The sequence below is a fragment of the Levilactobacillus acidifarinae DSM 19394 = JCM 15949 genome (assembly GCF_001434835.1).
GTDB lineage: Bacteria > Bacillota > Bacilli > Lactobacillales > Lactobacillaceae > Levilactobacillus > Levilactobacillus acidifarinae.
The window spans coordinates 138,624-163,056 of the sequence record NZ_AZDV01000003.1 but is presented as its reverse complement, the minus strand read 5'-3'; the positions used below and the strand labels follow the sequence as shown (position 1 = coordinate 163,056).

The following is a 24,433-nucleotide window of genomic DNA, read 5'->3' as shown; positions in this document are numbered from 1 at the left end:
CCTTTTTGGTTAATCTCAAAATGAAGGCGCTCACGCAAGCAATTGCCGTGGTTCGGAAATAGACATCATTTCTGAATTAAAGTACAATAGATTTATCAATGCCTAGAATTAGCTAGTTTCTATAATATACACAAAAATGGGGTCGAAAAATTTTGTCAGGAACGTTTATTAGTTTTGAAGGTCCGGATGGGGCGGGGAAGACCAGCGCCCTGCACGCGATTACCGCGGCGTTGCAACCCATTTTGGGTGACCGGTTAGCGGTGACCCGCGAACCCGGGGGAAATGCCATTTCCGAAAGCATCCGCGCCATTATTTTAGACCGGGCCAATACGGCCATGGACTACCGGACCGAAGCGTTGCTCTACGCGGCGGCGCGGCGGCAACACTTGGCCGAAACCATTTTACCGGCGTTAGCGGCCGACCAATTGGTCTTATGTGACCGGTACGTTGACAGTTCCGTGGCTTATCAGGGGGCTGGTCGACAGATTGGCGAACAGGCCGTAGCGCAGATGAATCAGTTTGCGACGGACGGGCTACTCCCCAATCTGACCATCTACTTCGACGTTCCTGCTGAGGTGGGGTTACAACGCATTCAGGCCCACCGCGACCCCCAGCAAGTCGATCGGTTAGACGTTGAGAAGACGGCCTTTCACGACCGGGTGCGGGCGGCGTACTTGCGCTTGCAAGCGGCCAACCCACAACGAATCAAGTTGATTGATGCGACCCAAACCCCCGATCAGGTGGTGGCGGCCGCGTTGACCTTGATTAAGCAAACGGCCAGCGGTTACTTTACCGCTGGTGCTTAAGGGAGGAACCCAAATGAAAATGCTTATTGCCATTGTTCAGGATAAGGACGCCAACCGCCTGAGCAATCAGTTTATTGATCACGATATTCGGGCCACCCGGTTATCAACCACCGGGGGCTTTCTCAAATCCGGAAATACCACGTACATGATTGGGTTGGAGGATGATCGGGTCGCAGAAGTTTTAGACCTAATCAAGACGGCCAGTCATACCCGGCAGCAATTTATGACGCCACCGGTTAACCTAGATGCACAGTTGGACAACACCTCGTCGTATCCGGTGGAAGTTCAGGTCGGTGGTGCCACGGTCTTCGTTCTGCCCGTTGAACAGTTCCACCAGTTCTAGGGGGAGCGCGATGACCGAAGAAACGCCGATTACGACCGCCCAGCGACTGCAACCGCAGTTAGTTGACCACTTTATGCACCTGATTGGCACGCAGCAATTGTCTCACGCCTACCTGTTTAACGGCATGGATGGGACCGGCCGGCAAGACTTGGCCCAGACGATTGCGTTACGGTTGTTCTGCCAAAACGTTACCCCGGCCGGGTTACCCTGTGGGCAGTGCGCCGAGTGTCGACGCATCATCGCGGGAGATCATCCCGATGTGATCCGGGTCGTTCCGGACGGTCAGCGAATCAAGGTTGATCAGGTACGTTACCTGAAGGCTGAGTTCAGCAAAAGTGCGGTTGAAGGTAACCAGAAAATCTTCATCGTCGATCAGATCGAACGAATGACCACGGGGGCGGCCAATAGCCTGTTGAAATTTATCGAGGAACCGGTGGGCAACACCGTGGCCTTGCTACTGACGGCCAATAAGAATCTGATCTTACCGACCATCCTGTCCCGAACCCAAATTGTGGACCTCCTGCCGGTCGCGCCCAAGGAATTGGCGGCCGCGCTGGCCGAGGTGGGCGTGGCGCCTAGTCAACAAAACCTCCTGGCGACGTTGACCGAAAGCGTGACGGCGGCCCAAGAGTTGATGGTTGATGACTGGTTGACGACGGCCCAAAAGAGTATTGAACATTGGTTTACGGCTTGCTGTCAGGGCGACGAACGGGCCTTCGTTCGCGTTCAAACGGAATTAGTCCCGTTAGCAACCAACCGGGATCGCCAGGGAATCGTCCTCGACATGCTCGTGCAGATTTGGCACGACGCTTTGCGCCAACAAACGGGCGCCGTTGACGCACAGACATTGGCTTATCCGCAAGTAGCCCAGACCAGTCAGCAGATTGCCCAGCGTTTAGGGGTTGACCGGTTAGTGGCCGTGGTGACGTTGACCTTGGCAACGCGCGGTCAGTTAGCCGGCAACCTAAACTTTCAGGCCATTTTAGAAGCTTTGACGTTACAAATTCTAGCGCAGATTCCACGGCGTTAAATCGTTTAGAAAAAGGGGTGGCAATTTGGATAAACAAGCAGTTTACGATCAACTCAAGGATTTAAAGGGCCAGTTGGAAACCACACTGACCCAGTTCAGTGACTTGCAAACCGAACTTACGCAGGTCTTTGAACAAAACGCCGAACTCGAAATTGAAAACCAACACCTGCGTGATCTACTGCGTGAGCTCCAACGGACCTTGCCAGAAGCCCCGGAAACCACGCAACAGGGGTTATCTAAGTCGCGTCAGGTCTTGGAGAAACTCTACGAAGAGGGGTTTCACGTTTGTCGGGAGTTTTATGGCACCCGGCGGAAGCAAGACGAAGAGTGTGCCTTTTGTTTAGAAGTTATTTATCGCGATCAGTAGGAGGAATTTTGTGACGATGCAACGACAACGGAGCTTTCAAGCCGAGACGGTCGGGCGCTTATACCTGGTTCCCACGCCCATTGGTAACTTAGACGATATGACGTTTCGGGCCGTTAAGACCCTTAAGGCCGTTGACCTGATTGCCGCCGAAGATACGCGGAACACGCAAAAACTATTAAATCACTTTGACATCACCACCAAGCAAATTAGTTTTCACGAACACAACACGCAGGAACGAATCCCCCAATTATTGGCTAAACTCCAAGCAGGCCAACAAATTGCCCAGGTCAGCGATGCGGGAATGCCGTCCATTAGCGATCCGGGTCACGAATTAGTCGTAGCGTGTGCGCAAGCGCAGATTCCAGTGGTCCCGTTACCGGGGGCTAACGCGGGACTAACGGCGTTGATTGCCTCCGGCTTGGCGCCGCAACCGTTCTACTTTTACGGGTTTTTAGACCGTAAGCCGAAGGACCAAAAGGCTGAAATCGGCGAACTGGCGCAACGACCGGAAACTTTGATTTTCTATGAAGCCCCTCACCGGTTGAAGAAGACGTTGGCAAACCTGGCCGCCGGCTTAGGAGCGGAGCGACCCGCAGTTTTGTGTCGTGAATTAACTAAGCGCTACGAGGAATTCTTACGGGGGAGTCTGAGTGAGTTGGCCGACTGGGCGGCAACCGACACCGTTCGTGGTGAATTTGTCGTGTTGGTAGGGGGCAATCCGCATCCTACCACGGAAGAAGATACTGTAGATTTGAGCGAACCAATTCCGGTACAGGTGGACCGGCTGATTGCCGCCGGGGAGAAACCGAATGCCGCGATTAAGGAAGTGGCCAACTTACGCCACTTGAAGAAGCAGGACGTCTACCGAGTTTATCACCATTTAGACCAAGAGCAGGAGGACCCCACGGATGAGCGCTAAAGCCTATACAGAACCCCATCGCGTCACTTATTATGAAGCCGACGATACCGGTCACTTGACCGTCGCGATGTTGATCAATTTGTTTGTGCTGGTGTCCGACGATCAAAGTAATGATTTGGGCTTACCCACCGACTTTATCCAAAGTTTCGGGGTTGGTTGGGTCGTTACCCAGTACCACGTGCAGATCACGCGGATGCCCCGGACCGGGGAGACGGTGACGTTGAAGACCCAAGCCACCGCCTATAACCGCTACTTTGCTTACCGGGAATACTGGCTGTTAGATGCTAACGGCGAAACGTTGGCGTACGGTGAGGGTATCTGGGTTACCATGAGCTACGCCAACCGAAAGATTGTCACGATTCCGGCCGAGATTATGGCCCCTTATCAGAGTGAAGAGGTCAGTCGGTTACCGCGGTTACCGCGGCCCAAGCGGTTAGACGAAACGGCCACGCTGACCACCAAGCCGTACCGGGTGCGGTACTTTGACATTGACAATAACGGTCACGTCAATAACGCCCACTACTTCGACTGGTTACTGGACAGTTTACCAGCCGACTTCTTACGGACCCATCAGCCGGTTGACGTTCAGATTCGTTTCGAAAACGAAGTCCAGTACGGTCACCAGGTGGCCAGTCAAGTGGTTCACGGCGACGCCACGACCACGCAACACCGGATTATGATTGGAACCACGATCGCGGCCATCGCGACGGTGGGCTGGCAAAGCGTCTAAGATTTGGTTAAGCGCCCGTAACGGGTGTGGCCGCCGTAGTTTTGTGGTAGTATAGTAAACTGAATAAATAGCAAGGAACGGTCCCGTGATAAGATGCGGGACCATCAGCGCGGAACAGTTGACGGGCGGTGTAGCGAATTTGGTGCGCCGCTCTTAACATCTGATCGCGTCAATTCGTTGAGGGGGACCAAGTATAAAGATGAAAGTTTTAGCAATTGATACGTCTAATCGACCGTTAAGTGTCGCCGTTTTAGAGGATGAAACGGTCTTGGCAACGATTACGGTAACGGTCCACCAAAAACACGCGGAATACCTCTTGCCCGAGATTGAACGGTTATTGGGGATGGCTGAGTTAAAACCGACCGATCTCGATCGGATCGTGGTGGCGGCGGGACCGGGTTCCTATACGGGAATTCGAATTGCCGTGACGACCGCGAAGGCCCTGGCCTCGACGCTAGATCTCGATTTGGTCGCCGTTTCCAGTCTGGCGACGTTGGCCGCCAACGTGCCCGTCGAAGGGGCGTTAGTGGCCCCGATGTTCGATGCCCGGAACCAAAACGTTTTCGCCGGATTGTACCGGATTCAAGCCGGCGTTCCGGTGGCGGTGATTCCGGATGCCCATACCGACGTGACGGCCTTCCTAACGGCCGTGAAGGAGTACGCGGAACCGGTCTGGTTCCTGGGGGATGCTAGCCACTTTAGCGAGTTGATTCACACGACCATTTCGGCAGCGACGCCCGCCATCAGCGCGTGGCTGAACCTCCCGCAGGTCGCGACGATTGGGTTGTTAGGCCAGCACCTGACGCCCATTAAAGATGTGGACCGGTTCGTTCCGAATTATTTACGTCTGACCCAAGCGGAAGCCGAATGGCGCGCGAAGAACCCAAAAGAGGATAACCAATCATATGTTGAAAAAATTTAAAATTTGGTATAAAAACGTTTTTGGTAGCCGGCGGGAAATTGTCCGTGAAGAAGCCCTGGGGGTCAAGAATCACCAGGTCACCATTCATGACGTCACGTACTTCGTGGCCAAGGCTTTGTTCACCGACATTCCAGAAATGATTGAAATTGAACGGGCCGTTTATGCGGGGAAGGCCCCGTGGGATTCGACGGCCTTCGCGAATGAATTACGGCGAGAAAAGGATCGCCTGTACCTGGTTATTCGTAAGAACGACCGGTTACTGGCGTTCATCGGCAGTACCTTTGACGAACGCACCCGCGATGCGCACATTACCAACATCGCCGTGTTACCGGACTATCAGGATCGGGGCTTAGGGCGGTTCTTACTCAATATCATGATCAAAAAGGCGCAACAGTTGAATTATAAGACCGTTAGCTTGGAAGTGCGGGTTTCCAATGAACAAGCGCAACACCTGTACAAGGACCTGGATTTTCAACAAACCGGGGTCAAGCGCGGGTACTACTTTGGGGATCACGAAGATGCGGCGGATATGGTGTTAAACCTGGAAGCGGCACCGGCGGCTCAGGAAACTCAAGAAGCTCAAGCCCACAATTAACAGGTAACGCGCGGCAGCGTCCGCGCGTTTTTTCCGGGGAAAATTAGAAGGAGTGAGTCCAACGGATAAGCGAAATTTAATTCTAGCGTTTGAATCAAGTTGTGATGAAACCAGCGTGGCCGTCATCGAAGACGGCCACAAGATTTTGTCGAACATCGTGGCGACACAGATCAAGAGTCACCAACGGTTCGGCGGCGTGGTTCCCGAAGTGGCCAGCCGTCACCATATTGAAGAGGTAACCCTGTGCATCAAAGACGCCTTGCAGGAAGCGGACGTAACTTATGACGATCTCGATGCCGTCGCGGTAACGTACGGTCCCGGGTTGGTCGGTGCGCTACTGATTGGCGTGACGGCCGCGAAGACGGTCGCTTTTGCACACAACCTACCGTTGATTCCGGTCAACCACATGGCCGGGCACATCTACGCGGCCCGTTACGTGGAACCCATTGAATTTCCGGCCATGGCGCTGTTGGTTTCCGGGGGGCATACGGAATTGGTCTACATGCCCGCCGAGAACCAGTTTGAGATCATTGGGGAGACCCGCGACGATGCCGCCGGGGAAGCCTACGATAAGGTTGGTCGGGTGATGGGGGTCAACTATCCGGCCGGTAAGACGGTCGACGAATGGGCTCACCAGGGGCACGATACCTTTCATTTTCCCCGGGCGATGGAAAAAGATGACAACTTTGACTTTAGCTTTAGCGGGTTAAAGAGTGCCTTCATCAACACCACCCATCACGCCGATCAGATTGGCGAAACGCTTGATAAGCACGACCTAGCGGCGAGTTTCCAACAAGCCGTGGTCGACGTGTTAGCCGAGAAGACGTTGCGGGCCTTACGGGAGTACCCGGTCCACCAGCTGATCTTAGCCGGTGGGGTGGCCGCCAACCTCGGCTTACGGGAACGGTTGGACCACGACCTCGCGACCGTCGACGGGACGCATCTGGTCAAGGCACCGCTGAAATTATGTGGCGATAACGCCGCGATGATTGGGGCCTTTGCCAATGTCGCGTACCGTCACGGCGTCTTTGCGGACGCCACGTTAAACGCCGACCCAAGTCTGGAATTCGACTGGGTCGAAGACGCGGCGAAGTAAGGCAAGTTTACGATCACCTAGCCATGAAAAAGGTCAGCCATCCACGAGAGAATTTCTCGGGAGTGGCTGACCTTTTATGCGTTAATCGGTAAATTTTTCGAGTTCCAAACTCTTAGTGGTCCAGTCGTCTTCGACGGTGCTGAGTTCCTGGGTGGTGGCGTCCAACTGTTGTTGAAGGTCGCCCAGTTTGGCGACGTCGTTGAAGTAATCGGGCTGACTCATGGTCTTTTCAATGTCGGCCTTTTGGGTTTCTAACTTGGTCATCTGGCCTTCCAGGGCTTCAACCTGCCGGGAAAGCTTACGCTTGGCCTTTTGGTGCTCCTTTTGCTGCTGGTAGTCGACTTGGGTCTGCTTAGGCGTGGCGACCGTGGGGTGGGCCGCTTCGGCCTCGGCGGCTTCCTTGGCCGCATAAGCGTCCTGTTCAGCCTTCTTGTCCACGTAGTAGTCGTAGTTTCCTAAGTAGCGGGTAGTGCCGTCCGGACTCAATTCGATGACTTGATTGGCCACCTGGTTGATGAAGTACCGGTCATGGGAGACGAACAGGATGGTGCCGTCAAACTCGTTGAGGGCCGTTTCCAAAACTTCCCGACTATCGATGTCTAAGTGGTTGGTCGGTTCGTCGAGCATCAGAAAGTTATCGTGGCGGAGAGCCAGTTTCGTCAGCAACAGCCGGGCCTTCTCACCCCCACTGAGGCTGTGGACGGTCTTGTCGACGTCGGCGCCCGTAAACAGGAAACTGCCTAAGATTGAGCGAATGTCGCCCTCGGGCGTAGTGGGGTGATCATCCCAAAGTTCGTGCAGAACGGTCTTCTTGTCGTGCAGGTTGGCTTGGTCCTGGTCGTAGTAGCCGGTGTCGACACCGGTCCCGAAGATGATCTGACCCTTGAGGGGTGGAATCTTGCCCAGAATGGTTTTGAGCAGGGTGGATTTACCCACCCCGTTAGGACCAACAATGGCGATGGCTTGGTGTTTCTTGATGTCGAGGTTGATCGGCGAACACAGGGTTTGCCCGTCGTAGCCGACCGCGGTGTTGACCACGTCCAAGACCACGTTACCGCTTTGCCGGTGGGGGCGAAAGGTGAAGCGGGCCACCTTTTCGTCGCCCTCGGGTTTCGCTAGCCGGTCCATCTTATCGAGTTGCTTACGCCGGGCTTGAGCTCGCTTGGTGGTGGAGGCCCGTACGATGTTGCGGTTAACGAAATCCTCTAATTTCGAGATTTCGGTCTGTTGCTTATCGTATTCCTTCCATTCCTGTTGGAGGCGTTGGGCCTTTTCGTCGATGAAATGTGAATAATTTCCCGGGTAATGATGCAGGCTCCCGCGGGCCATGTCGTAGACCTCAGTGGCCACGTGATCGAGGAAGTACCGGTCATGGGACACGACGAGTAGGGCGCCGGGGTATCCTTGGAGGTACCCTTCTAACCAGGTCAACGTTTCCACGTCGAGGTGGTTGGTGGGTTCGTCTAAGATTAACAGGTCGGGTTTTTCCAACAGCCGTTTGGCTAAGGCCAATTGGGTTCGCTGGCCCCCGGAGAGTTCACTGATGGGTTTATCGTAGAATTCTTCGCCGAATTCGAAACCGTGCAACACACCCCGAATTTCGGCCTGGTAACCGTAGCCGTTTTGATCGCTAAAATCTTGTTGTAATTGATCGTAGGTTTTGGTGATTTGGTCGAACTGTTCGGTGTCGGCAATCACGGCCGGATCACTCATCTGGGCTTCCAAATCGTGAATTTTACGTTCCATGGCGCGTTGCTTGGCAAACACGGTCAGCATTTCGTCCCAGATCGATTTGTCGGAATTTAGGCCCGCGTTTTGGGCTTGATAGCCCACGGTCAGTCCCCGTTTACGGGTAATTTGACCTTCGTCGGGGGTGGTCTCCCCGGCAATCATTTTAATCAGGGTGGATTTACCAGCCCCGTTGCGCCCGACTAAGGCGACCCGTCCGTGTTCGGCAACGTCGAGATTGACGTCGTGGAAGAGGACGGTGGCCCCGAAACGCCGGGTCACTTGTTGGACTTGTAAGAGAATCACAAAACCAACCTCCTTTTACGCAGTTTGCGGTTATTATTACTCTATATTTTAGCATATTGTGCAGTTAAGCCGAAATATTGTCGGGTGAAACTAACCCGGTTTTCCCGTCGTTGCGCCCCGTAACGATTGATTAAATAAAAAATTGCGTTTTGCCGAACTTTGTGAAATAATTTAAAGCGCTGCTCACTCGTGCAGATTGTGAAAAAATCCGATAAATATTTGCAACTTCTTTCACAAGATGTACTGATATGCTATAATCTATAGGAAATGAGATTTCACAATTGTCGAATAAGTTAAGCCTGTAAGTCGTTGGGACTGAAGTGGTTTTAGCGATGACCGGCAATAATTGATTAGGAGGTAACATGCTTTGACAGAACAAAAAATTCCGCGCGCGACGGCGAAACGCTTGCCGATTTACTATCGCTATTTAAATATCTTACTAGACGCCGATAAAACGCGGGTCTCTTCGACGGAACTTTCCGAAGCCGTGAAGGTGGATTCAGCCACCATTCGGCGGGATTTTTCCTACTTTGGGGCCCTAGGGAAGCGGGGCTACGGCTACGACGTCGAAAGTTTGATCAAGTTTTTCCGGAAGATTTTGAATCAGGACCGTTTAACTAGTGTGGCGCTGATTGGGGTCGGTAACTTGGGCCATGCGCTTTTGAACTTTAACTTCCACCAGGACAGTAACGTGCGCATCAGTGCGGCGTTCGATATTAATGAAGATATTGCCAACACGATTCAAAGTGGTGTGCCGATTTATCCGATGACGGATTTGCGGACGCAACTGGAAGAACAACAGATTCAAGTGGCGATTCTGACCATCCCATCGGACGTGGCCCAAGAGGTCACTAACGAAGCGGTAGCGGGGGGCATCAAGGGAATCTTGAACTTCACGCCGTTACGGATCACGGTGCCGAAGGGAGTACGGGTCCAAAACGTGGATCTGACCAACGAATTACAAACTTTGATTTACTTCTTGGAACATTACAATCACAAAGATTAAGCAGGAGTCGTAGTCTGAAAGGATTACGGCTTTTTTGGTTGCAGAGTGCGACGAAGGGCGTTTAGCTGGTGAGCATTAAGGCCAATCGTGGCTTTATCCCTGGGCTTAGGGGATGAAGCCACGATTGGGTTTAAGCGGAGCCGGCTGCCCGTCAGTCGCACGTTTCGGCGGCCGCAGATGGCGAAAGTATAAAAACGCAAATCCAGCACCCATATAATCGCGATGGGCTGGGCTAATCGCCAAAATGGGGTTAAGCAAAACCCGTTGCCCCTAATAAGCCCGTTTCAGCAACAAAGTGGTGCGGGTTAGGAAGTTTAAATTTTTAACAGCTATCGACAACACATCCAATAGTAAGCAAACCCTTAAGTTTTCTTCCTACCGGACAAAATCAGTGCGTTCCTTCCCGGAGTTTAGGTAGAATGGGGGACAGATTAGCACTCACCAAGAAAGTTTGCCAAATTCCTTGATTTTTAAAACGAAAAATCATATATTAGAAACTGTGATTAGCACTTATGTTAGTCAAGTGCTAATAGTGCTAAAACTAAAGTTGATTAGTAAGTTCATTGGAGGGATTCAAGTGTTAAAACCATTAGGAGACCGCGTCATTTTAGACCAACCAGAAGAACAAGAAGAAACGGTTGGCGGCATTGTATTAGCAAGTAATGCTAAAGAAAAGCCTCAAACGGCCAACGTTGTTGCAGTCGGCGACGGCCGGGTGTTGGACAATGGCGAAAAGGTTGCGCCAAGCGTTAAGGTTGGCGACAAAGTCTTGTTTGACAAGTATTCCGGTACTGAAGTGAAGTATCAAGACAAGACTTACCTTGTTTTACACGAAAAGGACTTAGTCGCAGTTATCGACTAACCCTTTCCCACGATTGATCCAAAAACTCATTTTTAAAAAAATTTCGTATGAGGTGAACTAAAATAATGGCTAAAGAATTGAAGTTTTCTGAAGATGCACGGAGCGCAATGTTAGCTGGTGTCGACAAGTTAGCCGACACGGTTAAGACCACCTTGGGACCTAAAGGACGTAACGTTGTTTTGGAACAAAGCTACGGCAACCCAACCATCACCAATGATGGGGTCACCATTGCTAAGTCGATTGAATTAGAAGACCACTTCGAAAACATGGGCGCTAAGCTGGTTTCCGAAGTTGCTTCCAAGACCAACGACATTGCTGGTGATGGGACCACTACCGCTACGGTACTGACCCAAGCGATTGTGAACGAAGGTATGAAGAACGTGACGGCCGGTGCTAACCCGGTTGGTATCCGTCGCGGGATCGAGAAGGCCACGGCCGCTGCCGTTGAAGGCTTACACAAGATGTCCCATGACGTGAAGACTAAGGATGATATCGCGCAAATTGCTTCCATTTCTTCTGCTAGTCAGGAAACTGGAAAATTAATTGCCGACGCCATGGAAAAGGTTGGTAACGACGGGGTCATCACCATTGAAGAATCCCGTGGAGTGGACACCAGCTTGGACGTGGTTGAAGGGATGCAATTCGACCGTGGTTACATGTCTCAATACATGGTTACCGATAACGACAAGATGGAAGCTAACCTGGACAACCCATACATCTTGATTACCGACAAGAAGATTGCCAACATTCAAGACATCTTACCATTATTACAATCCGTGGTTGAACAAAGTCGTTCATTATTAATCATCGCTGATGACATCACTGGTGAAGCTTTACCAACCTTGGTTCTGAACAAGATGCGGGGAACCTTCAACGTGGTTGCCGTTAAGGCCCCAGGCTTTGGTGACCGGCGGAAGGCGCAACTCCAAGATATCGCCGTTCTGACTGGTGGGACTGTGATTACCGATGACTTAGGTCTGAACTTGAAGGACACGACCATTGATCAATTAGGCCAAGCCCAAAAGGTTAACGTCACCAAGGACAACACCACGGTGGTAGAAGGTTCCGGTGCTAAGGACCAAATCGCTGCCCGGGTTGAAGAAATCAAGGGTCAAATCGCTGACACGACTTCTGACTTCGACCGTGACAAGCTGAAGGAACGTTTGGCTAAGTTAGCCGGCGGTGTTGCTGTGGTTCGGGTTGGTGCTGCGACCGAAACCGAATTAAAGGAACGTAAGTACCGGATCGAAGATGCCTTGAACGCGACCCGTGCGGCCGTTGAAGAAGGCTTCGTTGCCGGTGGTGGGACTGCCTTGATCAACGTGATCAAGGACGTTGCTGCTGTGAAGGCTGAAGGTGACGAACAGACCGGGGTTAACATCGTCTTACGTGCCCTGGAAGAACCCGTTCGTCAAATCGCCACGAACGCCGGGGTCGAAGGCTCCGTTGTGGTTGAACACCTAAAGGGTGAAAAGCCAGGCGTTGGGTACAACGCTGCCGATGACAAATACGAAGACATGGTGGCTGCCGGAATTACCGACCCAACCAAGGTTACCCGTTCTGCTCTGCAAAACGCGGCTTCCGTTTCTGCCTTGTTGTTGACCACTGAAGCCGTTGTCGCTGAAAAGCCAGAAAAGAACCCCGCACCAGCTGCCCCAGCCGCACAACCCGGCATGGGCGGCATGATGTAAGCCGTTCTATTAACTAAAGAATTTTCGAACACCTCCGTGATTGACGGGGGTGTTTTTGTTTAGGCTAAGTATCCGGAATTACCGACAATTTAAACGATTCCGTGACCAGATAGTTCGGTCTAAAAACGGTCGTTAAAGTGGCTTGAGGGTGAGAATATGGGAGCACTTTAATGTTGATGCTGGCCCATAGAGAGTAATCATTATCCTTACGAGACCGGGCCTTAACGGCATTCAATCTTGTGAGAACGCTTTAATCTCTAAAGTGATCGGAGCCCCCGTAAAATTGCGTATTGCTTACGCTAAGAATTGTGGTAATGTTGAGCTAGAAGTAGTAGAATGACGTTTGCATTCGCAAAAGCGAGTGGTGTTGAATTGCCCGGCCAATGACCGGATTTTCGAATTATTATTTTCGTGGAGATAAGGAGTAAATAGTCATGTGGCATTATTTAAAGCGGGTTTTGATTGGAAAACCCCTCAAGACCATGGACGAGGGCGGTCAGGCACTCACTAAGTTTAAAGCCTTAGCGTTGTTGTCGTCTGATGCGTTATCCTCCGTGGCTTATGGTACTGAGCAAATTACCACAGTCCTAATTACCTTATCCGCCGCAGCCTTGATGTATCAATTATGGGTTGCTGCTTTGGTTTTAGTCCTGTTATTTGCGATCACGCTTTCTTACCAGCAAATTATTCATGCTTACCCGTCCGGTGGGGGCGCCTACGCGGTTGCCAGCACCAACTGGGGACAATCGGCTGGTTTGGTCGCCGGTGGCTCGTTGTTAGTGGATTACATGTTAACCGTCGCCGTGTCGACGACTTCCGGGACCGAAGCGATTACGTCGGCGATTCCGGCGCTCTATCCGTATTCGGTTTTGATCTCGGTGTTAATTGTGATTGGGATTATGTTACTGAATTTGCGGGGGATGCGGGAATCGGCCGCCTTTCTAACCGTCCCGGTTTACTTCTTCATCCTGATGATGCTAGTGATGATTGGCGTCGGTTTTTACAATATTGTATCGGGTAACGTCACCTATCACGCCTCGGCAGCGGTGGGCGCACCGGTGCAGGGTATGACGCTGTTACTGTTTCTAAGAGCCTTCTCCTCCGGGTCATCGTCTTTGACCGGGGTCGAAGCCATCAGTAACGCGGTACCGAACTTTAAGGAACCTAAGCGGCACAACGCCGCCGCAACGTTGGCGATGATGGCCATCGTGCTGGCCATCTTCTTCTCGGGGATTACCTACCTGAGTTACTATATGGGAATCCGACCACAGACTAGTCAAACGGTCTTGTCGCAGATTGCCGGTGGGGTCTTTGGCCATGGGGTGCTGTACTACTTGTTGCAACTGTCAACGGCTTTGATTTTAGCCGTGGCTGCCAACACCGGGTTCTCGGCCTTCCCCATCCTGGCCTACAACTTAGCCAAGGATAAGTTTTTACCCCACGCCTACCTTGATCGGGGGGACCGGTTAGGGTATTCTAACGGGATTATTTCGTTAGCCATTGGGGCCATCGTCTTAATCTTCATCTTCCACGGCCAAACGACGCTGTTGATTCCGCTGTATGCGATTGGGGTGTTCGTCCCGTTTACCTTATCGCAATCTGGGATGATCATTCACTGGTTCCGGACCCGGGAAGGCTGGTGGCTGGGTAAAGCCGCCATTAACCTCTTGGGTGCCTTGATCTCGGTGGTTCTGGTGACCATCTTACTGTTCCTCCGGTTTGGCAACGTCTGGCCGTACCTGATTATCATGCCGTTGTTGTTGATGATGTTCTACCGGATTCACCAACATTATATGAACGTGGCGCGGCAGTTGCGCGTGGCGGCCAAGGCTAAAGCTGAGATTCATCACTACGATGGCGCCACCGTTATCGTGTTAGTCAGCAATATTACCCGGGTAACCAGCGGGGCCATTAACTACGCCCGGTCAATCGGGGATTACGTGATTGCCATGCACGTGTCGTTTGATGAAAATCCGAAAAAGGAACATAAAACGGCCTTAGAGTTTAAGGAAGAATTTCCGGATATTCGTTTCGTTGATATTCATTCGTCGTACCGTTCGATTGCCACACCGACGTTGCGGTTCTGCGACGTGATTGCAAAACGAGCGACGGAACGTAACTTTACCACGACGGTTTTGGTCCCACAGTTTGTGCCGCGGCATCCGTGGCAGAACGTACTGCATAACCAGACGGCGTTACGGTTGCGAACGATTCTGAACTCCCGGGAAAATATCATCGTTTCAACGTATAATTATCATCTCAAACAGTAGATTTTAAATTAAACCATATTAAATTGGCTCTGTTAAACCGGATAGGTTTTACAGAGCCAATTTAGTATGGTTGGGTCTTGGTCAACCGGTGTTGATGAGGACTGACATAAGGGGTTCGGGACATAATTTGTTTTTATAGAATCCAAATTATGTTTCGACCTCATTTTTCACTTTAAGCCGACCAGCATGGCGAAAATGGGCACGACCACGTCGACCACGACGGAGATGACCACCACCGCGATGGCGGCCATGGAGCCTTGAATGGAGCCAAGCTGCAAGGCCTTAGCGGACCCGACCGTGTGTCCGGCGGTTCCCAGACCTAATCCGGCGCCAATGGGGTCCTGACTAATTCGAAAGAGTTTGATCAGCCAGTCGCCTAGCGCGTAAATGACCACGGAATTTAAGATGCAGACCATGGCCGTAATCGCGGGATTCCCACCGATTGCGGCGGAAATTGGCATGGCAATGGCGGTGGTGGCGGCTTGAGGAAGCATCGACGCAATACCGGTGTTGTCCATCCCGACGGCGCGCGCAACGTAGTAGATTAAGACCAGTGCGATACTCGTCCCAATTATCAGGGACAAGAGAATTTCCGGCCAGAATCGTTTGACCACGTCGTTACGACGGTACAGGGGAATGGCAAAGGCGATGGTGGCGGGATTCAGGAACCAGAAAATGATGTTGCCTCCCGGAAGATAGGCCGACCGGTAAAAGGTGGCCGTATCGGTCCCGAAGAGGTGGGCCAGGATGGCGAGGACCAGGATGCCCAGGACCATCCCGACGAAGAGGGGCTGAAAGAGAAAGAAGCCCTTACTGATTTTGAATAACCACTGGCCAATCAAGAAAACGACCAGGGAGAGAAAAATGCCGAAGAGGGCGTTGCCGGCATTAGTTCCGGTGGCGTTAGTTCCCAGGGCGTCACCTAGCCAGCGGCCCCAACTGGCCATCTGCGGGGTTGCCGTTAGGGCCATCATGAGCCTTCACCGTCAACGTCGGCGTCCACGGTGATATCGCCGTGAAAGACGTGTTGGCGAAGCCAAATCATGAGTTTGGTGGTGTACGCGACACAAACCAACAGAATGATGGTGGCTAGGAGCATGACCACGAAGATCTGCAATCCTTGCGTGCGCAAGATATCCAGGTTAGCCGCGACCTGGATACCCGAAGGCACAAAAAGAAAGGCGATTAGACTGATGAGAAAGTCGCCGAGCTTCTCGACCTGATAGAGTTTCAGTGCGTGTGTGGCCAGGAGAATGTACAAGATGACCAGCCCGACTACCGGTGTGGGTACCGGTAATTCGGGTGGAAATAGGCCGGAAATAAGACTAGACACGAAGAGAATTGCCGCGAAGATTCCCATCTGAATCAGAATGGGAGCGGCCGGTTTTTCTGCGGGGGTGGCTACTGGCTTAGCGGGCTGAGTAGGCATAAGAAACGCTCCTTTCGAAAGCGAGACCGGCGGACGATTCAAATAATGGCAAGAATGGTGCTTTATAAATGTAAGCCTTTTCAATGGTATGAGTCCATTATATGGGGTTTAACGCCCGAATACAAGATGGACTCTCCCGGCAACCTCACCGGGAGAAATTGCGTTGATGTGAGGTTGAGACCAACGTAAAAATCAGTGACCGGGGTCACTGATTAAGGAGCTTTAAAATGTAAGTGAGTAGGTCTTGATTAGACAGGTGGCGCTGATGGCGTTCAAAGGCAAATACCCGGCTGCGTAACATGGCGGCGACCATGTCGGCCTCGAATTGCAGGTAACCTTCTGAACTTTTCGGTTGGGTGCGTCGGAGCACCCGAATTAATAACGCGATGCGGTCGTGGTAGATGGGAGTTTGTAAGAGTTGCGTAAATTCTAGCGGGGTAGTCTCACTTTCAATAATGGTGAAGAAGTCCTCGTGAGCAATGCGCACGTCCAAATATCCCTGAAGAATCGTGACTAACTGGGTCTGGGGTTCATCGGTGGTGGTATCGAGGTAGATGTTCTCACGGGTGGTATACCGTGCCATCTCGTCGCGGATCAACGCCATGCAAAGGGCCCCTTTGTTGGGGTAATTGCGGTAAAGGGTGCCCACCCCGATTTGGGCGGCCCGGGCGAGGTCCTTCATCCCCACGTTAGCCACGCCTTGTTGGGCAAATAAAGTGGTAGCGGCAGTTAAAATTTTTTCTCGGTTAGCACGAGCATCGCGACGCATACACATCAGTCGTCCTTTCTGAATCACTTAACTCTAAGGTACACTATTCGACGGGGATTGACAAATGGAACCAGTTCCACTTAAATAGAAGGTGGAAACTTTTGAGAAGGGAAGCGGACGGGATGTTAGTTTTAGTTTATGGCGTGTTGATCGGGGCGTTTATCAGCGTGATGGGGGGCGGCGGGGCCGCGTTATATCTCGGGGTCCTGACCAGTCAGATTGGTATTTCCACCGCCGTGGCAGCGCCCACGTCCTTAATTGTGGCAATTCCAGCGCTGCTGTTTGGCTGTGTGACTCAGATTCGGATTCACAACGTCCACTTCGACCTGGGGAACCGCATGATTTTAGCGGCACTCCCGGGGATTTTTCTGGGGACGGGAATTTCACCGTTTATTCCCGCTAAAATTTATGACTGGGTCGTCGGCACCATCCTGATGGTGATGGGTGCTATCGTGGTGATTCGAGGCTTACGCCAAGGCCAGAAGGTCCCAACTGGCCGTTCACGGCTAGGGGTGGCCGTGGGGCTAGGTTTTCTCAGCGGGATGATGGTGGGGATCGGTGGTCTGACCGGTGGGGGACCCACCGTGGCGGGATTATCGATTTTAGGCCTGTCCGCGATGAGCGCGGCCGGGACATCGACCTACGTCTTGAGTGTGATGGCCTTGGTCGGGGCGGTTAGCCACCTGTTTACCGGCAACATCGCCTGGAGTGCCGGGGTCACTTTGATGATTGGGTCGGTCATTGGTGCGGTCGTGACGCCGCTCCTTCTCCACCGGTTGAACATGGTTAAGCTCAATAAATGGTTGACCCCACTCATGGGGCTGGTCATCGTCTATTTTGGGGTCAATATCTTTTTCAAGTAAGGACAAAACGCATCCGAACTGAGCCATTTGGCTGAGCACGGATGCGTTTTGAGGTTGAAACTTAAGGTTGCTGTGCGATGATTAGTGTAAGCCCATTAAGGAAGCGAATGGTGGCACGACGACATCGACCACGATGGAGATGACCACTACCGCGATGGAAGCCATAGAACCCTGAATGGAACCCAGTTGCAGGGCCTTAGCGGAGCCCACCGTGTGCCCGGCGGTTCCTAACCCCAGACCGGCACCGATGGGGTCGCTGTTGACCTTAAAGAACTTGACCAGCCAATCCCCTAACGCGTAGATGATGACCGCGTTAAGGATGCAGGCCATCGCCGTAATCGCGGCGTTCCCGCCAATCGCGGTCGCAATTGGCATCGCAATCGCCGTCGTTGCCGCTTGTGGTAACATAGAGGCGATTCCAACGTCGTTTAAATGGAAGAGTTTAGCCACGCCGTAAATGGCGAATAACGAGATGACTAATCCCACAATCAACGATAGGATAATGACCGGCCAGAACCGCTTGACGATATCGTTACGCCGGTACAGTGGAATCGCAAAGGCGATGGTCGCGGGGTTTAAGAACCAGAAGATGATGTTCCCACCCGGCAGGTAAGCGGATTTATAGAAGGTAGCCGTGGTCGTCCCAAAAGCCTTGGCTAATAGGAACAGGATGAAGATTCCTAGAACCATCCCCACGAACAGGGGCTGGAAGAGAAAGAATCCCTTACCAATCTTGAACAGCCACTGGCCGATGAGGTAGACAACTAATGATAGAAAAATACCGAAGATGGCGTTCCCGGCGGAGGCACCGGCGGCATTGGTCCCCATGGCGTCGCCGAGCCACTTGCCCCAAACCGCCATGTGCGGGGTTACTGCTAAATTAATCATAATGGGTTTCCTTTCTTGACGTTGGCGGTCAGTTGTTGACGTCGGTATTCATATGAAAGACTTTTTTCGCGATGCGGATGAACAACGCTGTGGTGTAGGCCACGACCACGAGCAGAATAATGGTGGCGATCAGGGTGACGAGCACGATTTGAACCCCTTCGGCCTTTAAGATATCGAGGTTCGCGGCTAACTGGATGCCTGACGGGACGAAGAGAAATGCAATCAGACTAATCATGAAATCGCCGAACTTCTCCACGTTGCGGAGCTTAACGATGCGCGTCGCCAAGAGGACGTACAGCAAAACTAACCCAATAACGGGTGTGGGCACGGGAAACGAAGCGGGAAAGAGGGGTGAAATCAAACTAGAAACGAACAGCACAGCAGCGAAGATCCCCATCTGAATTAGAATGGGTGACGGCTTCTCCGTTTGGGTGGTAGGTGTTGATGTAACTTTATCTTGGGTAGGCAATTAAAAAATCTCCCTTCTGGTCCGTGACCATTGAGCGGCACGAATATAATTTTTTCACAAGTAAACGTTGACGAACAGATTTCTAAAAATGACGCTTTTTGGCTTTCCCCCTCGTGCAAATTCATTATATGAATTTTAGGTTTCTAGTACAAGCTAAAGCCCTGATATAATTACTTTTACGCTCAAACGTTGTGCACCATCATTACTATTTATTCGTTGAAAAAATTGAAAGGGTAACATTACTGAATAATCATTCATTTTGTAACCAAATTGAATAGATTGTGAATTTCGATTAACTAACCGAACCAACTAATAAGTTTCATTGTCAATTTCAACTGGCGGTTGTGTTTGATTTCGTAGCTTTGTATAATTAGCGAAAGACATGTAAAGAATCTGTCGGGGAAAGGGTCCTCGTCGTCGGGGGAGCTATTGGCGACGCGAGGACTAGGGAACGGTTCAGCAATCGCCGGTCCCCATCACCTGCAGAATAGAAAGAGGACAGTTTATGAAATTTGAGATTATTGTTAGCTTATTTGCTACCATGATCATTTCCGCGGTCCTAACGCCGTTTATTCGCCGGTTCGCGTTTAAGATTGGGGCGGTGGATAAGCCAAATCGGCGGCGGGTGAATAAGATTCCCATGCCAACATTGGGAGGCTTGGCCATCTTCATCGCGTTCACCTTCTCGACGATGTTTCTCCTCCGGGACCAGATGCCGACCCAACAACTCTGGGGGCTGTTCGGCGGTGAGTGTATTATCGTGGCCGAAGGAATGATTGACGACGTTTATGAATTAAAACCGCACCAAAAGGTGATTGGCCAGTTGTTGGCGGCCCTCGAAGTGTACTTCGTTGCGGAGGTGCGGATGCGCTACATTACGCTACCGTTTATCGGGACTTGGCACCTAGGATTATTGGCTCTGCCCATCACGTTGCTGTGGATTGTGGCCATCGTCAATGCCATTAACCTGATCGACGGGTTAGATGGGTTGGCGACGGGGGTTTCAATCATCGCGTTGACCACCACCGGGATCACCGGTCTGTTCTTCTTGAACTTGGCCAACACTTGGGTGGCCATCATGATCTTCGCGTTGGTCGCGGCCATGGTTGGTTTCTTACCCTATAATTTCTTTCCGGCCCGCATCTATCTGGGGGATACCGGGGCCCAATTTATCGGGTTTATGATTGCGTGTTTCTCGCTGTACGGGTTAAAAAACGTGACCTTCATTTCCGTAATCATCCCCGTGATTATCCTGGGGGTCCCGATTACGGATACGGTGTACGCCATGATTCGCCGGATTTTGAACCGACAACCGATTTCCCACGCCGACAAGCACCACTTGCACCACCGACTGATGCAGTTAGGGTTGACTCACCGGCAAACGGTGCTGGTAATTTACGGGATTGCCCTGATTTTCTCGTTCATTGCTTTACTGTACCCGTTGTCGACGATTTGGGGCTCGGTCCTGTTAACCGTCGCCATCATGATTGGCTTGGAACTCTTCGTCGAAGCCATTGGGTTGGTCGGATCTAACCGACAACCACTGTTACATTGGATCAAGCGTATCGTGAAACAATTTACGTCTAAAACGTCAGATTAACCTAAAAGCACCGCTGCTCACATTTACTGTGTGAGTAGCGGTGCTTTGTTCGTTAAGAAAAAATGGCGGTTAATCATCACGACGACTGCTAGCGTGGATCTCAACGGGGACTTCGTGGTAGTCTACGGCCCCTAACGTCATGGTTAACCGGTCGCTAAGAAAGTTCGTGATGTCCTGTTGCGTGGCGTCCACCGCGGCTAAATCTACGGCGATGGTGACCTGCACGGTTGACGTGTAGAGAGTCTGCAACACGGTCAGGTCGTTTTCCTTGAGGTAGTGGTTTAGACGATCGTATTGGGGATAGTCGACCGTGAGCTGGATGGCCCGCTGTCGGACACGCTTGACCACGCCCACGGCTTCGATACCGGTTGACGTGGCGTTGCTGTAAGCTCGAATCAGACCACCGGCACCTAATTTAATGCCCCCAAAGTACCGGGTGACGACGGCAATCGTGTTGTGCAGCTGGTTGCGTTGCAGCACGGTTAGAATGGGGACCCCGGCAGTACCGGAGGGTTCTCCGTTATCACTTTCCCGTTGAATCTGATCGTGATCGCCCAGGACGTAGGCCCAGCAATGGTGGGTCGCCTTGGGTTCCCGGGCGATGACGTCGGCCAAAAAAGCCTGAGCCTCGGCTTCCGTCGTGGCCCGGCCGAGATCAGCGATGAACCGCGACTTCTTGATTTCCAGCTCGTGGTGACCGGCCGCTTGAATGGTTAAATAATCGGTTTCCATTTAAAACACCCTTTTTCAAAATTTAGGCGACATTGTTCGGACTTTTCTCTAGAGACACTCACGAAGGGACTGGAGTTCATGGACAAAAGCCAACTATTTGGTCGTCGTCTTCCGTTAGATCAGGCCCCCCCTGAAGGGCACGGAATCCCCGCATTGCGCCAGGTTAATGGTCGCTGGCAATGCCAACGCTGTCAACAATGGATCGGGGTAAACGATTATTTGCCGCACCGGATTCCGTACTGTCGGCATTGTTTAAACCTGGGGCGCCTGACATCTCATACTAAATTATACACTATTCCGGAGCCGAATCAGTTTGCGACGTTGACGCATTCCCCGTTGACCTGGCAGGGACAATTGAGTCCGCAGCAACGGATCGCCGCACAGGCGGTATTGCGGTTGACCCAGGCTGGACGCAATCAACTGCTCTGGGCCGTGACCGGGGCGGGAAAAACGGAAATTGGGTTCCCCGCCTTGGCCTGGGCCTTACAACGGGGATGGCGGGTCGCGTGGACCTCGCCTAGGGTCGACGTGTGCCTGGAGCTGGCCCCCCGGTTGGCCCGTGCCTTCGCGGTCCCCCAGGCCGTGTTGTACGGTGACCAACCGCGCCCGTACACTTATTGCCCACTGACCATCTGCACGACTCACCAATTGTTACGGTTTGAGGCCGCCTTCGATTGGGTGATTGTGGACGAGGTTGACGCCTTTCCGTTAGCGACCAGTCCGCTGTTACAGCTCGCCGTTCGCCGCGCTCAGAAACCGACGGGGAGCCATCTCTATTTAACGGCGACCCCCGGTCAAGACCTACAACGGCAGATACGTCGGCATCAACTGGCGGTGACCTATTTACCCTTGCGGCATCACGGGTATTTATTACCCCCGTTGCGGGTGAAACTGGTGGCGAATTGGCAATCCCAACTCGACCAACAACGTTTGCCGGGAAACTTGTTACGTCAGGTCCGCCAGTATCAGCAAACCGGACAACGGTATCTCCTTTTTGTGCCCCACGTTAAGGACTTAGCCCGGGTTCAACAGGCGCTTCGACGTGCCGGGATAGAGGGTGGGGTAACGGTCCACGCCGCCGATCCGCAGCGGCAGGCCAAGGTCCAAGCCTTTCGGGAACGGCGGGTCAGCGGTTTAGTCACCACGACGATCTTGGAGCGCGGCGTGACGTTTCCCGCCGTTTGTGTCCTGATTCTCGGGGGCGACGACTTAGTATTTTCCACCGCCGCTTTGGTGCAAATTGCGGGGCGGGTTGGTCGGCAGCGTGACCATCCGGGCGGAGACGTTATCTGTTACGCCACCAGTCAGACCCGGACCATTCAACGGGCCCAGGCCATGATTAACGCCCTCAACCGGCGGGGCCGGCGGTTAGGGGGACGTTGCCCATGACGACCTGTGTGTGGTGTGGCCGGATGGTGACCCCGACCGTCACGTTGGCGACCCTCTGGCACTGGCAACCTCTAAGTACCCCGGCAGTGTGTGCAGCGTGTCAGAATCGACTGCAGCCCTTGCACGCGCCGCAGTGTCCCCGGTGCGCACGGCAGCAAACGACGACCCAGGTTTGCCATGATTGTGTGCGGTGGGGGGATGCCTGGGTCAACCATGCGATCTTTCCCTACGATGCGGTCCTTAAAGCCTATATGCAACAGTACAAGTTTCAGGGAGATTACCGGTTGCGGGTGGTGATGCAACCGTACATTCGGCGAGCCTTAGCCCGGGAGACTTATGATGTGTTGGTGCCCATTCCCGTAACGGCGGGGACCTGGTTGACCCGGGGCTTCAATCAGGTGACCGGATGGCTGACCGATCAACCGTTTCAACAGGTTCTGACCGTCGATGACGCCCACAAGCCGCGGCCCCAATCGAGTAAGACCCGGCAGGAACGGTTGCGTAGTCCCCAACCGTTTCAGTTGGCCCCCGCCGCTGAGAAAATTTTACCAAATCAACACGTTTTGTTGCTGGATGACGTTTACACCACGGGTCGGACCCTCCGCCACGCTGCGGCTCAAATTTATTTAGGGGGCGCGAAAGCGGTTACTAGCTTGACTTTAGCGCGTTAAGCCGAATTTTAATTCGTTAGAATAATTGTCTATCGTAGCGCTTTCTATTATAATAATAGTAAGCAAAGCACCTATGAAGAGTGGTCCTTCGAGTGCTGAGCAAGCCAAGGGATTTCTTGGCTGAAGGGAGAGAAGTTTTATGCTCACATTTAATATTCGTGGTGAAAACATCGAAGTTACTGACGCAATACGGGATTACGTTGAAAAGCGAATCAGCAAGTTAGAGAAATATTTCGATAACAACGTTGAGGCAATTGCGCATATCAACCTGAAGGTCTACCAAAACAAGACGGCTAAGGTTGAAGTAACGATCCCACTCCCATACTTGACATTACGGGCAGAGGAGACCTCACCAGATTTGTACGCCAGCGTTGACTTGGTCACCGATAAATTGGAACGCCAAATCCGCAAGTACAAGACCAAGGTTAACCGTAAGTCACGTGAAAAGGGCTACAAGAACTTAGACTTTGCCCCGAACGCTACGCCGGATGACGAACCAAAGACCGAAGGCAGTGACCTTCAAGTCGTTCGGACTAAGCGGGTTTCATTAAAGCCAATGGATAACGAAGAAGCCATCCTACAAATGGATATGCTCGGACACGACTTCTTTATCTACCAAGATGCTGAAACCAATGGGACCAGCATCGTGTACCGGCGGAACGATGGTCGGTACGGGCTGATTGAAGCCAACGACGAAGACTAATTTAACTGAACACGTGAAAGCCTGGGGCGGTGGTCCTGGGCTTTTTTCTGTCCTTAAGGGATTGGAAAAGGGCCGGTTTAACGTTAGTAAGGTGATCAATGTTCGGCACTATTGCGTTTTTTATAGCGAATTAGCAATTGAAAACGGTTTAGCCTTCGCTAACTGGGGAGAAGAGTTTCATCTTGCCGATGTTAGTGTTAAAATGTAGGTTGATTTATTGCAAAAGAATGGGTAACTTAAAATAGATTA

The 24,433-nt window shown here is 52.1% G+C and carries 26 protein-coding genes; 19 read left to right on the top strand and 7 right to left on the bottom strand.

Annotated features, from left to right (window positions below; translation table 11 throughout):
• Positions 1-152: 152 nt before the first annotated feature.
• The 9 genes from tmk to tsaD all read left to right on the top strand — a co-directional run bounded on the left by tmk (position 153) and on the right by tsaD (position 6,808).
• Positions 153-806, top strand: coding sequence for a dTMP kinase (gene tmk / locus FD25_RS01410; RefSeq protein WP_057800804.1), 654 nt, complete (start codon positions 153-155; stop codon positions 804-806).
• Positions 807-819: 13 nt separating this feature from the next.
• Positions 820-1,149 carry a cyclic-di-AMP receptor gene (locus FD25_RS01405; RefSeq protein ID WP_057800803.1) on the top strand — a complete coding sequence of 110 codons (330 nt, stop codon included), beginning with the start codon at positions 820-822 and terminating at the stop codon, positions 1,147-1,149.
• Positions 1,150-1,159: 10 nt separating this feature from the next.
• Positions 1,160-2,179, top strand: a complete 1,020-nt coding sequence (holB, locus tag FD25_RS01400) for a DNA polymerase III subunit delta' (RefSeq protein ID WP_057800802.1) — start codon at positions 1,160-1,162, stop codon at positions 2,177-2,179.
• 25 nt (positions 2,180-2,204) lie between these two features.
• The gene (locus tag FD25_RS01395) at positions 2,205-2,546 is read left to right on the top strand and encodes a DNA replication initiation control protein YabA (RefSeq protein WP_057732321.1); all 342 of its coding nucleotides are present in this window, start codon (positions 2,205-2,207) and stop codon (positions 2,544-2,546) included.
• 16 nt (positions 2,547-2,562) lie between these two features.
• The gene (rsmI, locus tag FD25_RS01390) at positions 2,563-3,465 is read left to right on the top strand and encodes a 16S rRNA (cytidine(1402)-2'-O)-methyltransferase (RefSeq protein ID WP_057800801.1); all 903 of its coding nucleotides are present in this window, start codon (positions 2,563-2,565) and stop codon (positions 3,463-3,465) included.
• Positions 3,455-4,195: an acyl-[acyl-carrier-protein] thioesterase gene (locus FD25_RS01385; protein WP_057800800.1), complete on the top strand. Its 741-nt coding sequence runs from the start codon at positions 3,455-3,457 to the stop codon at positions 4,193-4,195. Before rsmI ends, FD25_RS01385 begins: the two co-directional genes overlap by 11 nt.
• A 199-nt stretch (positions 4,196-4,394) precedes the next feature.
• Positions 4,395-5,117 (top strand): tRNA (adenosine(37)-N6)-threonylcarbamoyltransferase complex dimerization subunit type 1 TsaB, encoded by a 723-nt coding sequence (gene tsaB, locus FD25_RS01380; protein ID WP_057800799.1) that lies wholly within the window; start codon positions 4,395-4,397, stop codon positions 5,115-5,117.
• On the top strand, positions 5,101-5,712 hold the full coding sequence (gene rimI, locus FD25_RS01375; RefSeq protein WP_057800798.1) for a ribosomal protein S18-alanine N-acetyltransferase: 612 nt from the start codon (positions 5,101-5,103) through the stop codon (positions 5,710-5,712). Before tsaB ends, rimI begins: the two co-directional genes overlap by 17 nt.
• Positions 5,713-5,764: 52 nt before the next feature.
• Positions 5,765-6,808, top strand: a complete 1,044-nt coding sequence (tsaD, locus tag FD25_RS01370; RefSeq protein ID WP_057800797.1) for a tRNA (adenosine(37)-N6)-threonylcarbamoyltransferase complex transferase subunit TsaD — start codon at positions 5,765-5,767, stop codon at positions 6,806-6,808.
• Positions 6,809-6,889: 81 nt separating this feature from the next.
• Here tsaD and FD25_RS01365 read toward each other — a convergent pair whose 3' ends face one another.
• Positions 6,890-8,842 carry an ABC-F family ATP-binding cassette domain-containing protein gene (locus FD25_RS01365; RefSeq protein WP_057800796.1) on the bottom strand — a complete coding sequence of 651 codons (1,953 nt, stop codon included), beginning with the start codon at positions 8,840-8,842 and terminating at the stop codon, positions 6,890-6,892.
• A gap of 367 nt (positions 8,843-9,209) precedes the next feature.
• Between FD25_RS01365 and FD25_RS01360 the strand changes: the two genes are divergently transcribed.
• From FD25_RS01360 to FD25_RS01345, 4 genes are all read left to right on the top strand, one after another.
• The gene (locus tag FD25_RS01360; RefSeq protein WP_057800795.1) at positions 9,210-9,848 is read left to right on the top strand and encodes a redox-sensing transcriptional repressor Rex; all 639 of its coding nucleotides are present in this window, start codon (positions 9,210-9,212) and stop codon (positions 9,846-9,848) included.
• 577 nt (positions 9,849-10,425) lie between these two features.
• Positions 10,426-10,710, top strand: coding sequence for a co-chaperone GroES (gene groES, locus FD25_RS01355; RefSeq protein WP_057800794.1), 285 nt, complete (start codon positions 10,426-10,428; stop codon positions 10,708-10,710).
• Positions 10,711-10,775: 65 nt separating this feature from the next.
• Positions 10,776-12,401 carry a chaperonin GroEL gene (gene groL, locus FD25_RS01350; protein WP_057800793.1) on the top strand — a complete coding sequence of 542 codons (1,626 nt, stop codon included), beginning with the start codon at positions 10,776-10,778 and terminating at the stop codon, positions 12,399-12,401.
• Between the two features lie 434 nt (positions 12,402-12,835).
• On the top strand, positions 12,836-14,671 hold the full coding sequence (locus FD25_RS01345) for an APC family permease (protein WP_057800792.1): 1,836 nt from the start codon (positions 12,836-12,838) through the stop codon (positions 14,669-14,671).
• 167 nt (positions 14,672-14,838) lie between these two features.
• On the opposite strand, the gene lrgB is transcribed toward FD25_RS01345, so the two are convergent.
• The 3 genes from lrgB to FD25_RS01330 all read right to left on the bottom strand — a co-directional run bounded on the left by lrgB (position 14,839) and on the right by FD25_RS01330 (position 16,869).
• Positions 14,839-15,645 (bottom strand): antiholin-like protein LrgB, encoded by an 807-nt coding sequence (gene lrgB, locus FD25_RS01340; protein WP_057800791.1) that lies wholly within the window; start codon positions 15,643-15,645, stop codon positions 14,839-14,841.
• Positions 15,642-16,100, bottom strand: a complete 459-nt coding sequence (locus FD25_RS01335; protein ID WP_057800790.1) for a CidA/LrgA family protein — start codon at positions 16,098-16,100, stop codon at positions 15,642-15,644. Before FD25_RS01335 ends, lrgB begins: the two co-directional genes overlap by 4 nt.
• Before the next feature lie 205 nt (positions 16,101-16,305).
• Positions 16,306-16,869 carry a TetR/AcrR family transcriptional regulator gene (locus FD25_RS01330; protein WP_057800789.1) on the bottom strand — a complete coding sequence of 188 codons (564 nt, stop codon included), beginning with the start codon at positions 16,867-16,869 and terminating at the stop codon, positions 16,306-16,308.
• 122 nt (positions 16,870-16,991) lie between these two features.
• Here FD25_RS01330 and FD25_RS01325 point away from each other — a divergent pair, with 122 nt between their 5' ends.
• Entirely contained in the window at positions 16,992-17,732 is a 741-nt protein-coding gene (locus FD25_RS01325; RefSeq protein WP_083484042.1) for a sulfite exporter TauE/SafE family protein, read from the top strand.
• A gap of 81 nt (positions 17,733-17,813) precedes the next feature.
• On the opposite strand, the gene FD25_RS01320 is transcribed toward FD25_RS01325, so the two are convergent.
• Both FD25_RS01320 and FD25_RS01315 read right to left on the bottom strand, forming a co-directional pair.
• Positions 17,814-18,620, bottom strand: coding sequence for an LrgB family protein (locus FD25_RS01320; protein ID WP_083484041.1), 807 nt, complete (start codon positions 18,618-18,620; stop codon positions 17,814-17,816).
• A 28-nt stretch (positions 18,621-18,648) separates the two neighbouring features.
• Entirely contained in the window at positions 18,649-19,017 is a 369-nt protein-coding gene (locus FD25_RS01315) for a CidA/LrgA family protein (protein ID WP_057800932.1), read from the bottom strand.
• 577 nt (positions 19,018-19,594) lie between these two features.
• On the opposite strand from FD25_RS01315, the gene FD25_RS01310 reads away from it, so the two are divergent.
• Positions 19,595-20,689, top strand: coding sequence for a glycosyltransferase family 4 protein (locus FD25_RS01310; protein WP_057800788.1), 1,095 nt, complete (start codon positions 19,595-19,597; stop codon positions 20,687-20,689).
• Positions 20,690-20,758: 69 nt separating this feature from the next.
• Here FD25_RS01310 and FD25_RS01305 read toward each other — a convergent pair whose 3' ends face one another.
• On the bottom strand, positions 20,759-21,421 hold the full coding sequence (locus FD25_RS01305) for a YigZ family protein (protein ID WP_057800787.1): 663 nt from the start codon (positions 21,419-21,421) through the stop codon (positions 20,759-20,761).
• Between the two features lie 78 nt (positions 21,422-21,499).
• Here FD25_RS01305 and FD25_RS01300 point away from each other — a divergent pair, with 78 nt between their 5' ends.
• The 4 genes from FD25_RS01300 to FD25_RS14270 all read left to right on the top strand — a co-directional run bounded on the left by FD25_RS01300 (position 21,500) and on the right by FD25_RS14270 (position 24,392).
• Positions 21,500-22,810: an ATP-dependent helicase ComFA gene (locus tag FD25_RS01300; RefSeq protein ID WP_057800786.1), complete on the top strand. Its 1,311-nt coding sequence runs from the start codon at positions 21,500-21,502 to the stop codon at positions 22,808-22,810.
• The gene (locus FD25_RS01295; protein ID WP_057800785.1) at positions 22,807-23,481 is read left to right on the top strand and encodes a ComF family protein; all 675 of its coding nucleotides are present in this window, start codon (positions 22,807-22,809) and stop codon (positions 23,479-23,481) included. Before FD25_RS01300 ends, FD25_RS01295 begins: the two co-directional genes overlap by 4 nt.
• A 139-nt stretch (positions 23,482-23,620) precedes the next feature.
• On the top strand, positions 23,621-24,184 hold the full coding sequence (gene hpf, locus FD25_RS01290; protein ID WP_057800784.1) for a ribosome hibernation-promoting factor, HPF/YfiA family: 564 nt from the start codon (positions 23,621-23,623) through the stop codon (positions 24,182-24,184).
• The gene (locus FD25_RS14270) at positions 24,162-24,392 is read left to right on the top strand and encodes a hypothetical protein (protein WP_146999901.1); all 231 of its coding nucleotides are present in this window, start codon (positions 24,162-24,164) and stop codon (positions 24,390-24,392) included. The genes hpf and FD25_RS14270 overlap by 23 nt, the downstream gene beginning before the upstream one ends.
• The last annotated feature ends 41 nt before the right edge of the window (positions 24,393-24,433 follow it).

Excerpts from the sequence above, each read along its gene's own strand:
- rsmI (WP_057800801.1), top strand. The coding sequence starts at position 2,563 with ATGCAACGACAACGGAGCTTTCAAGCCGAGACGGTCGGGCGCTTATAC.
- FD25_RS01335 (WP_057800790.1), bottom strand. The coding sequence starts at position 16,100 with ATGCCTACTCAGCCCGCTAAGCCAGTAGCCACCCCCGCAGAAAAACCG.
- FD25_RS01305 (WP_057800787.1), bottom strand. The coding sequence starts at position 21,421 with ATGGAAACCGATTATTTAACCATTCAAGCGGCCGGTCACCACGAGCTG.
- FD25_RS01315 (WP_057800932.1), bottom strand. The coding sequence starts at position 19,017 with ATGGGGATCTTCGCTGCTGTGCTGTTCGTTTCTAGTTTGATTTCACCC.
- holB (WP_057800802.1), top strand. The coding sequence starts at position 1,160 with ATGACCGAAGAAACGCCGATTACGACCGCCCAGCGACTGCAACCGCAG.
- FD25_RS01325 (WP_083484042.1), top strand. The coding sequence starts at position 16,992 with ATGTTAGTTTTAGTTTATGGCGTGTTGATCGGGGCGTTTATCAGCGTG.
- FD25_RS01385 (WP_057800800.1), top strand. The coding sequence starts at position 3,455 with ATGAGCGCTAAAGCCTATACAGAACCCCATCGCGTCACTTATTATGAA.
- FD25_RS01310 (WP_057800788.1), top strand. The coding sequence starts at position 19,595 with ATGAAATTTGAGATTATTGTTAGCTTATTTGCTACCATGATCATTTCC.
- rimI (WP_057800798.1), top strand. The coding sequence starts at position 5,101 with ATGTTGAAAAAATTTAAAATTTGGTATAAAAACGTTTTTGGTAGCCGG.
- groL (WP_057800793.1), top strand. The coding sequence starts at position 10,776 with ATGGCTAAAGAATTGAAGTTTTCTGAAGATGCACGGAGCGCAATGTTA.
- FD25_RS01330 (WP_057800789.1), bottom strand. The coding sequence starts at position 16,869 with ATGCGTCGCGATGCTCGTGCTAACCGAGAAAAAATTTTAACTGCCGCT.
- FD25_RS01320 (WP_083484041.1), bottom strand. The coding sequence starts at position 18,620 with ATGATTAATTTAGCAGTAACCCCGCACATGGCGGTTTGGGGCAAGTGG.
- tsaB (WP_057800799.1), top strand. The coding sequence starts at position 4,395 with ATGAAAGTTTTAGCAATTGATACGTCTAATCGACCGTTAAGTGTCGCC.
- hpf (WP_057800784.1), top strand. The coding sequence starts at position 23,621 with ATGCTCACATTTAATATTCGTGGTGAAAACATCGAAGTTACTGACGCA.
- FD25_RS01300 (WP_057800786.1), top strand. The coding sequence starts at position 21,500 with ATGGACAAAAGCCAACTATTTGGTCGTCGTCTTCCGTTAGATCAGGCC.
- FD25_RS01295 (WP_057800785.1), top strand. The coding sequence starts at position 22,807 with ATGACGACCTGTGTGTGGTGTGGCCGGATGGTGACCCCGACCGTCACG.
- lrgB (WP_057800791.1), bottom strand. The coding sequence starts at position 15,645 with ATGATGGCCCTAACGGCAACCCCGCAGATGGCCAGTTGGGGCCGCTGG.
- FD25_RS01345 (WP_057800792.1), top strand. The coding sequence starts at position 12,836 with ATGTGGCATTATTTAAAGCGGGTTTTGATTGGAAAACCCCTCAAGACC.
- FD25_RS01405 (WP_057800803.1), top strand. The coding sequence starts at position 820 with ATGAAAATGCTTATTGCCATTGTTCAGGATAAGGACGCCAACCGCCTG.